Origin of the sequence: Streptomyces albidus (ex Kaewkla and Franco 2022) (assembly GCF_013870515.1) — a bacterium.
GTDB classification, from domain to species: domain Bacteria; phylum Actinomycetota; class Actinomycetes; order Streptomycetales; family Streptomycetaceae; genus Streptomyces; species Streptomyces albidus.
Genome location: NZ_JACBXA010000237.1, coordinates 1 through 9078 on the forward strand (window position 1 = coordinate 1; position 9078 = coordinate 9078).

The 9078-nt window shown below is 70.7% G+C and carries 6 protein-coding genes and 1 pseudogene; 5 read left to right on the plus strand and 2 right to left on the minus strand.

Annotated features, from left to right (window positions below; all coding sequences use genetic code 11):
* Both H5J26_RS31085 and rsmI read right to left on the minus strand, forming a co-directional pair.
* A pseudogene (locus H5J26_RS31085) lies at positions 1-203 on the minus strand (hypothetical protein); the annotation flags it as partial.
* Between the two features lie 190 nt (positions 204-393).
* The gene (gene rsmI / locus H5J26_RS24960) at positions 394-1254 is read right to left on the minus strand and encodes a 16S rRNA (cytidine(1402)-2'-O)-methyltransferase (RefSeq protein ID WP_181768214.1); all 861 of its coding nucleotides are present in this window, start codon (positions 1252-1254) and stop codon (positions 394-396) included.
* Positions 1255-1392: 138 nt separating this feature from the next.
* Between rsmI and H5J26_RS24965 the strand changes: the two genes are divergently transcribed.
* The 5 genes from H5J26_RS24965 (at position 1393) to H5J26_RS24985 (ending at position 8645) form a co-directional block, all read left to right on the plus strand.
* A complete protein-coding gene (locus tag H5J26_RS24965; RefSeq protein ID WP_181768215.1) occupies positions 1393-3171 on the plus strand; it encodes a dolichyl-phosphate-mannose--protein mannosyltransferase in 1779 nt (592 codons plus the stop codon).
* A 201-nt stretch (positions 3172-3372) separates the two neighbouring features.
* Positions 3373-5019 carry a penicillin-binding transpeptidase domain-containing protein gene (locus H5J26_RS24970; RefSeq protein ID WP_181768216.1) on the plus strand — a complete coding sequence of 549 codons (1647 nt, stop codon included), beginning with the start codon at positions 3373-3375 and terminating at the stop codon, positions 5017-5019.
* Between the two features lie 156 nt (positions 5020-5175).
* A complete protein-coding gene (locus H5J26_RS24975) occupies positions 5176-5721 on the plus strand; it encodes a YbaK/EbsC family protein (RefSeq protein ID WP_181768217.1) in 546 nt (181 codons plus the stop codon).
* Positions 5718-6599 carry a DMT family transporter gene (locus H5J26_RS24980; RefSeq protein ID WP_181768218.1) on the plus strand — a complete coding sequence of 294 codons (882 nt, stop codon included), beginning with the start codon at positions 5718-5720 and terminating at the stop codon, positions 6597-6599. Before H5J26_RS24975 ends, H5J26_RS24980 begins: the two co-directional genes overlap by 4 nt.
* 177 nt (positions 6600-6776) lie before the next feature.
* Positions 6777-8645: an ABC-F family ATP-binding cassette domain-containing protein gene (locus tag H5J26_RS24985; RefSeq protein ID WP_181768219.1), complete on the plus strand. Its 1869-nt coding sequence runs from the start codon at positions 6777-6779 to the stop codon at positions 8643-8645.
* The last annotated feature ends 433 nt before the right edge of the window (positions 8646-9078 follow it).

The window sequence follows — 9078 nt, forward strand, 5'->3', positions numbered from 1 at the left end:
CTCAGCTGATGCCCGTCGCAGTTGACGCATGTGGGGTGTTTGATCGGCGACGGAACTCTTTTCCCGTCCGTGCGGTAGACGACGAACGGAGTGCCGTCGGGATATTCGAGATGCGTGATCTCGAATTCCTGCTCCCAGCCGTGTCCGCATCTCATGCACGCGAAGGAATAGGCCTCGTGAGCGGGCACCTCGGGGTGGTCCATGGCAGCACCTCTTTCCGGGCTGAACGGCCACCACCAGTGGACTCCTGTTCCCGGGGAAGCGCAGCAGGCAGGCGCTCGTATTGATGGAGATTTGGCCTCACCGTGGCAGAACCGCGTTCAGAGCGGTCCTTTTTTGCCGATCACCGACGCCGCTTTACCCGGCCCTTGTCGGCAGTTTGGAAAAGCGCGGTCAAGGCTTCCCGGGGGCCGCCGCGTTCTTGGCCGCCACCACCGCGTCGAACACCTCACGCTTGGGGACGCCCGCCTGCTGCGCCACCGCCGCGATCGCCTCCTTGCGGCGCTCGCCGGCCTCCTCACGGACCGCGACCCGGTGTGCGAGCTCCTCCGGCCCCAGCGCGTCGCCGCCCGGTTCCGGGGCGCCCTCGATCACCACGGTGATCTCGCCGCGCACGCCTTCCGCCGCCCATTCGGCCAGCTCGTCGAGGCGTCCGCGCCTGACCTCCTCGTACGTCTTCGTCAGCTCACGGCACACAGCGCCACGCCTGCCGGAGCCGAAGACCTCGGCCATGTCCTCCAGCGTGGCCGCCAGCCGTCGCGGGGACTCGAAGTACACGAGGGTGCGGCGCTCCTCCGCCGCCTCGCGCATCCGCGTCCGGCGCTCACCCTGCTTGCGCGGCAGGAAGCCCTCGAAGCAGAACCGGTCCACCGGCAGCCCCGAGAGCGCGAGAGCAGTCAGCACGGCGGACGGACCCGGTACGGCTGTGACACCGATGCCCCGCTCCACCGCGGCCGCCACGAGCCGGTAGCCCGGGTCGGACACCGACGGCATCCCTGCGTCCGTCACCAGCAGTACCCTCGCGCCCGACTCCAGGGCGTCGGCCAACTCGGGTGTGCGGGCGGCCTCGTTGCCCTCGAAGTAGGAGACGACCTTGCCCGTGGGGCGTACCCCGAGAGCCTGCGTGAGCCGCCCCAGCCGCCGGGTGTCCTCGGCGGCCACGATGTCGGCCTCCGCGAGTTCGCGGGCGAGCCGCGGCGGTGCGTCGGCGACGTCCCCGATGGGTGTTCCGGCGAGTACGAGCGTTCCAGTCACGCGCCCCATCCTTCCAGTGCGGCCGGGCCCCACGGCACGGGCGTCCGCCCGCCTCCGCGGCGTCCCCGAGGGCCGTGCCCGTGTGCGGGAGTTCGTGTGACGGCAGTGCCGCGCGGGTGCGTTCCCTACGATGGCCCGGTGACGACCAGTGACACCGCGGCAGACGTCCAGCACGCGGAGCCCCCGGAACCCCTGCCCACGTGGCAGGTCCGGCTGCGCCGTTTCGGCTATGCGGGACGCCCCGGGGTCGGCACCCGGGAGCGCCTGGTGCCGCCCTTCCCCAAGCCGGACCTGCGCATCGGCGCCATGTTCGGGCTGTCCCCGCACGCCGCCTCGTCCCTCGCGCGCTGGTCCGCGTGGGCCGGCCCTCTCCTGGTGGCCCTCGTCGCCGGGGCCCTCCGCTTCTGGCAGCTGGGCTCCCCGCACGCCGTGATATTCGACGAGACCTACTACGCGAAGGACGCCTGGTCCCTCTTCCAGTACGGCTACGAGGGCAGCTGGCCGGACAAGGCGAACGAAGGCATCCTCGCCGAGCGCCCCCGCGTCCCGCTCTCACCGGAGGGCGCCTACGTCGTCCACCCGCCGGTGGGGAAGTGGATCATCGGCGTCGGGGAGTGGATGTTCGGTCTGCATCCCTTCGGCTGGCGCTTCATGACCGCCGTGCTCGGCACGCTGTCCGTGCTGATGCTCTGCCGCATCGGGCGCCGCCTGTTCCGCTCCACCGCTCTGGGCTGCCTGGCAGGCGCGCTGATGGCGGTGGACGGGCTCCACTTCGTGATGAGCCGGGCGGCGCTGCTGGACCTGGTGCTGATGTTCTGGGTGCTGGCGGCCTTCGGCTGCCTGCTGCTGGACCGGGACAGAACCCGCGAGAAGCTGGCACGCGCGCTGCCACTGAGCCTGCAGCCGCCCCTCGAACCGGACGCGGAGAAGCCGTCGGGCAGCATCAGAGCCGACCTCGCCGGCGACGCCCGCCCGGACCCGCAGACCGCCGCCCGTCTGTCGTTCGGCCTGCGTCCGTGGCGGCTGGCCGCGGGCGTCTGTCTGGGGCTCGGCTTCGCCACCAAGTGGAACGGCCTCTACATCCTCGCGGCCTTCGGCCTCCTCACCGTCCTGTGGGACATGGGTGCCCGCAGGACGGCGGGTGCCCCGAGGCCCTTCGCGTCGATGCTCCGGCGGGACGCTCCGCCCGCGTTCGTCTCCCTCGTCGTCGTCACGTTCGCCACCTACCTCGCCTCCTGGTCCGGCTGGTTCGCCACCTCCGGCGGCTACTTCCGAGACTGGGCGGAGAAGGCGGGCGCCGCCGGTCCGTGGGGCTGGCTGCCGGGCCCGCTGCGCAGCCTGTGGCACTACGAGTCGGAGGTGTACGGCTTCCACGTCGGCCTCACCTCCCACCACACCTACGAGTCCAACCCCTGGAGCTGGCTGATCCTCGGCCGTCCCGTCTCCTACTTCTACGAGTCGCCGAAGGCGGGCAAGGACGGATGCGCGGCGGGGGGCGAGGGCTGCGCCCGCGAAGTCCTCGCGCTGGGAACGCCGTTGCTGTGGTGGGCGGCGTGCTTCGCGCTGCTGTACGTGGTCTACCGCTGGCTCTTCCGCCGCGACTGGCGGGCCGGAGCCGTCCTGTGCGGCGTCGCTGCCGGCTACCTGCCGTGGTTCATGTACCAGGAGCGCACGATCTTCCTCTTCTACGCGGTCGTCTTCGTGCCGTTCCTGTGCCTGGCGGTGTCGATGATGATCGGGGCCCTCGCCGACCCGCCGGGTGTGGGGGAGCGCAGACGCACCGCCGGGATCATCGGAGCGGGTGTGATCGTCCTGCTCATCGTCTGGAACTTCGTCTATTTCTGGCCCATCTACACGGGCCAGACGATCCCCATGGAGTCGTGGCGCAACCGGATGTGGTTCGAGACCTGGATCTGAGATCCCAAGGCACGAGCGGGAGTTCGCCGGGTTCCGGCAGGCGCCCGGCCCCCTGATCCGGTGAATATTCGAATCCGCTTCCCGTCCATATGCGCACTAACAGGGATACCGGGGGCACGGGACGTCGCGTGAGTGCTCTAGGGTGCCTCGCACAGGTCCTCGGCCGCCTGGCCGAGGCGGGGTGGAGGGGCAGATTCTCAGATGCGTGACACTCAGAAGATGGCGCTGATCGGAGGCGCCGCCGCTGTTGTCGTCGGTGCCACCGGCTTCGGCGTCTACGCCCTCGTCGGAGGTGACAGCAAGGAAGGCGACAAGGGAGGCGTCGCCTCGTCCGACGGCAAGGGAGACAAGAAGGTCGAGACCGGCCCGCCCAGCGAGGCCGAAGTACGCACCACAGCACAGCGGTTCCTGACCGCGTGGTCTTCGGGTGACGCCAAGTCGGCTGCCAAGCTCACCGACGACAAGACGCAGGCCGCCGCGGGTCTGAAGAGCTATCACGACGACGCACGCGTCTCGAAGGTCGCGCTGTCGCCCAGTTCCCCTTCCGGCGCCAAGGTGCCGTTCGACGTGAACGCCCAGATCGGCTACCAGACTCAGCGTGCCGCCTGGGCCTACAGCTCCTCGCTCGAGGTCGTACGGAACAAGAAGACAGGCGACGCAGTCGTCGACTGGAAGCCTTCCGTGCTGAACCCGAAGCTGAAGGACGGTCAGAAGGTCAAGACCGGCAAGGCCGGCACCCCGCCCATCAAGGCCGTCGACCGCAACGGTGCCGCGCTCACCAAGGAAGAGCACCCGATGCTCGCGAGCATCCTGGACGACCTGCGCAAGCGGTACGGCGACAAGACCGACGGCACCCCGGGCATCGAGACGCGCATCGTCGACGCCAAGGGCAAGGACACCGGCACCACGCTGCGCACGCTCTCCAAGGGCACGCCCGGCACCCTCAAGACCACCCTCGACAAGGACATGCAGGTGGTCACCGAGCAGTCGGTGAAGGGCAAGCCGAAGGCGGCCGCCGTGGCGATCCAGCCCAGTACCGGTGAGGTGCGTGCTGTTGCCAACTCGCCCGCCGACGGCTTCAACAACGCCTTCCGCGGCTCCCTCGCGCCGGGCTCCACCATGAAGGTGATCACCAGCGCGCTGCTGCTCGACAAGGGCCTCGCCTCCCCGGGCAAGCAGCACCCGTGCCCCAAGTACCACACGTACGGCGGCTGGAAGTTCCAGAACGACGACAAGTTCGAGATCAAGGACGGCACGTTCGCCCAGAGCTTCGCCCGCTCCTGCAACACCGCCTTCATCTCCCAGGCGGAGAAGCTCGAGGACGGCGACCTGAGCAAGGAGGCCCGCGAGGTCTTCGGCATCGGCCAGAACTGGCAGGTGGGCACGGGCACCTTCGACGGCAGCGTGCCCGTGCAGTCGGACGCGCAGATGGCCTCGTCCCTGATCGGTCAGGGCGGCGTGCGGATGAACCCGCTCAACATGGCCTCCGTCGCGGCGACCGTGCAGAGCGGCACCTTCAAGCAGCCTCTGATCGTCTCGCCGTCGCTCGACGACCGTACGATCTCCAAGGCCTCGCGCGAGATGAAGCCGCAGACCAAGAGCGACCTGAAGAGCCTCATGCAGCTGACCGCCGCGAGCGGCACGGCCGCGAAGCCGATGGCCGGGCTCAGCGGTGACGTCGGCGCCAAGACGGGCTCCGCCGAGGTCGACGGCCAGAAGAAGCCGAACGCCTGGTTCACGGCCTACAACGGGGACATCGCGGCCGCCGCCGTCGTCCCCGCCTCGGGCCACGGCAGCGACAACGCCGGCCCGGTCGTACGCAAGATCCTGGACGCCGCCGCGGGCTGAACCCCGCAGGCGACGTGCAGCAGCGGGCGGTGCCCCTCCAAGGGGGCGCCGCCCGCTGTGCGTTGCGTCACGCCCGTACGTGCCCGGCCGCGCCCGCTCGGGAGGCCGCGGAAACCGCTTCGCGTGCGTCGCACGCCGACGGGTAGCGTCGGCCGCATGAGCCAGGCACCGTCCTCCCCCTCGCCGCGCCGAGGCGATCCCCATCCCCGCTTCGCTGCCGCACTCGCGGCCCTCGGGCCCCTGGCCTCGCCGGGGCGGCCCGAGGGCGACGTCGAGATCCGCTCCTTCCCGGAGGCCACGCGCACCGCCGCGCAGGCCGCCGAGGCGATCGGCTGCGACCTGAGCCAGATCGTCAAGTCGCTCGTCTTCGCGGCCGACGGCGAGCCCGTCCTGGTCCTGATGGACGGCGCCTCACGCGTCGACGTGGAGCTGGTACGGGCGGAGCTGGACGCGTCCGAGGTGAAGCGGGCGGACGCGGCCACGGTGCGCGAGGCCACGGGCTACGCGATCGGGGGCGTACCGCCCTTCGGCCACGTCACCGCGATGACGGTGCTCGCCGACCGGCGCCTGCTCGACCACGAGGTGGTGTGGGCCGCGGCGGGCACACCCCACACGGTGTTCGCGCTCGCGCCCAAGGAGCTGATCGCCCACGCCCGCGGCTCGGTTGTGGACGTACGCGAGCAGTCGGCAGAGGTGTCGTGACACCCCTGGTCGTCGCGGCCGTGCTGGTCGCCGCAGTCACCCACGCCTCCTGGAACGCGCTCGCGCACCACATCAAGGACCAGCTGCTCGCCTTCACGCTCGTCGGGTCGGGAGGCGCCCTGTGCGGGGCGGTGCTCGCCTGCTTCGTGCCCGTACCGGCTGCCGGTGCCTGGCCGCCGCTGCTGGTCTCAGCGGTGCTGCACGTCCTCTACCAGCTGCTGCTGATGCGGTCGTTCGGGCTCGGCGACTTCGGCCAGATGTATCCGATCGCGCGGGGCACGGCCCCGCTCGTCGTCACCCTCCTCGCCGCCGTCTTCCTCCACGAGTGGCCGGACGCCTGGCAGTTGACGGGTGTCGCCGTCGCCTCCGCCGGGCTGCTCGGCGTCGCGCTGTGGGGGATACGCAGGAAGGGCCGCGGCGAGCTGCGTACGGCCGCCGACTCCCGCACGTCCCAACTGCCCGCGCTGACCGCCGCCGTCGCCACCGGTCTGGCCATCGCCTCGTACACGGTCGTGGACGGCGTCGGCGTGCGCGCCTCCGGGTCCACCGCCGGCTACGTCGCCTGGCTGATGGTGCTGGAGGGCGTCGCCATCCCCGTGTACGCCCTCGTCACACGGCGAGGTGAACTCCCCGCCCAGCTGCGTCCCGTCGCGGCGTGGGGCCTGACCGCCGGTGCGCTCTCCGTCCTCGCCTACGGCCTCGTCCTGTGGGCGCAGACCCGCGCCGCTCTCGCGCCGGTCGCCGCCCTGCGTGAGTCCTCGATCATCGCCGGTGCCGCCATAGGGGCGCTCTTCTTCAAGGAACGCTTCGGCACTCCGCGCGTGGCCGCCTCGGTACTGATGGTGGGCGGCATCGCGCTGATGCTGCACGGCGGCTGAGCGGCCCGGCTTGTCCAGGAGGGGGCGGCGGCCCGCCCGTACACAGCATGGGCACCCCTCGGTTCCGCGTACTCCGGCACGTTCGGGGCAGCGGTCACACGGCTGGGCTCATGGGGCACCGAACACCTCAGTACCCTTGAGGGCTGACCGGCCCGGAGTGCGTGCAACAGGAGTGTGATGGCTGTCAACCTCGTCAATCTCGAAGCCGTGGGCAAGGTCTACGGCACCCGGGCGCTGCTCGACGGCGTCTCGCTCGGCGTGAGCGAGGGCGACCGCGTCGGCGTCGTCGGGAGGAACGGGGACGGCAAGACCACCCTGATCCGGATGCTCTCCAAGCTGGAGCCCGCGGACGACGGCCGCGTGACCCACTCCGGCGGACTGCGTCTGGGCGTGCTCACCCAGCACGACTCCCTGGACCCGGCCGCGACCGTACGGCACGAGGTCGTCGGGGACATGGCCGACCACGAGTGGGCGGGGAACTCCAAGATCCGCGACGTGCTGACCGGTCTCTTCGGCGGGCTCGGCCTGCCCGGATTCCAGCACGGCCTCGACACCGTCATCGGGCCCCTCTCGGGTGGTGAGCGCCGGCGCATCGCCCTGGCTCAACTCCTCATCTCCGAGCAGGACCTGATCGTCCTCGACGAGCCGACCAACCACCTCGACGTCGAGGGCATCGCCTGGCTCGCGCAGCATCTGCGGTCGCGCCGGTCGGCTCTCGTGTGCGTCACGCACGACCGCTGGTTCCTCGACCAGGTGTGCACCCGGATGTGGGACGTGCAGGGCGGCTCCGTGCACGAGTACGAAGGGGGCTACTCCGACTACGTCTTCGCGCGGGCGGAGCGGGAGCGGATCGCCGCGCAGGAGGAGAGCAAGCGCCAGAACCTGATGCGCAAGGAGCTCGCCTGGCTGCGCCGCGGTGCCCCCGCCCGTACGAGCAAGCCGCGGTTCCGCATCGAGGCGGCCAACGACCTCATCGCGAGCGAACCGCCGCCGCGCGACAGGGCCGAACTGATGCGCTTCGCCAACTCCCGTCTGGGCAAGACCGTCTTCGACCTCGAAGACGTCACGGTTCAGGCGGGGCACAAGGTGCTCCTGAAGCACCTGACCTGGCAGCTGGGCCCGGGGCAGCGCATCGGCCTCGTCGGCGTCAACGGAGCGGGCAAGACGTCGCTGCTGCGCGCCCTGGAGGAGACGGCGCAGAACGCGCGTGACGGCGAGGACCACCAGTCGCGGCTGGTCACGGGCGGCTCCATCAAGGTCGGCAGGACGGTGAAGCTGGCGTATCTCTCGCAGGAGGTCGCCGAGTTGGACCCGAAGCAACGGGTCCTGGAGGCCGTCGAAGGGGTACGCGGACGCGTCGACCTCGGCAAGGGCCGGGAGATGACGGCCTCGCAGCTGTGCGAGCGTTTCGGCTTCGTGAAGGAGAAGCAGTGGACGCCCGTCGGGGACCTCTCCGGAGGAGAACGCCGGCGCCTGCAGATCCTGCGGCTGCTCATGGACGAGCCCAACGTGCTCTTCCTGGACGAGCCGACCAACGACCTCGACATCGAGACCCTCACCCAGCTCGAGGACCTGCTGGACGGATGGCCGGGCTCGCTCGTCGTGATCTCCCACGACAGGTTCTTCATCGAGCGCACCACGGACGACGTGCACGCGCTGCTCGGTGACGGCACGCTGCGCATGCTGCCCCGCGGCATCGACGAGTACCTGGAGCGCCGTGCGCGGCAGCGTGAGGCGGCGGCCGGCTCGGCGAACTCCTCGGCCGCGCGCGCCTCGTCCGCGGCTCCGTCCTCTTCCGCCTCTGCCGCCTCGGCGTCCGCTCCGGCCAAGCCGGCTGCGGCGGCGCGTGCCGAGCAGAAGGAGATGCAACGCATCGAACGTCAGCTGGACCGCATCGAGCAGAAGCAGTCCGCGCTGCACTCGGCGCTGGCCGAGCACGCCACCGACTTCGCCCGCGTCGCCGATCTCGACGCCGAGCTGCGCGAACTGTCCACGCAGCGCGAGGAGTTGGAGTCGCGATGGCTGGAGCTTGCCGAAGGGCAGTGACCGGCGCCGCGAAGTGGGCGCCGAAGTGGGCGCGGACGGGGGCGATCACGTCGGTGACGGCGGGGCTACGGCTCCGTCTCGAGCGCGTCTCTTCCCGCCCTCACGGCTGGGAACCGGACCGGCGTTCCGGGGTGTCCGGTGATAGAAAGAACTTCCGCGTACAAGCCAGCCGAAGGCGGGCCTGATGTCCGATTCGCTCCGCCCTACGGGGGTTTGAGGGGCGGACGTCGGGTCTGTTCGTCAACGAGGGAACCCGACATGTCGCAGCCTCCGCCTCCGCCGCCCAGCCAGCCACCGGGCGGGGACCCCCAGAGACAGCAACCGGAAGACTCCGACTCCGCGCAGGGGCAGCCGTCTCTGTCGAAGGACTCGTCCGGTCAGCAGACTCCGCCGCCGCCCGGGCAGCCGCCGCAGCCGCCGTCCGGCGGTTTCG

Bases quoted from the DNA above. Each gene is read 5' to 3' on its own strand.
- H5J26_RS24985 (WP_181768219.1), top strand. From the start codon at position 6,777: ATGGCTGTCAACCTCGTCAATCTCGAAGCCGTGGGCAAGGTCTACGGC.
- H5J26_RS24975 (WP_181768217.1), top strand. From the start codon at position 5,176: ATGAGCCAGGCACCGTCCTCCCCCTCGCCGCGCCGAGGCGATCCCCAT.
- H5J26_RS24970 (WP_181768216.1), top strand. From the start codon at position 3,373: ATGCGTGACACTCAGAAGATGGCGCTGATCGGAGGCGCCGCCGCTGTT.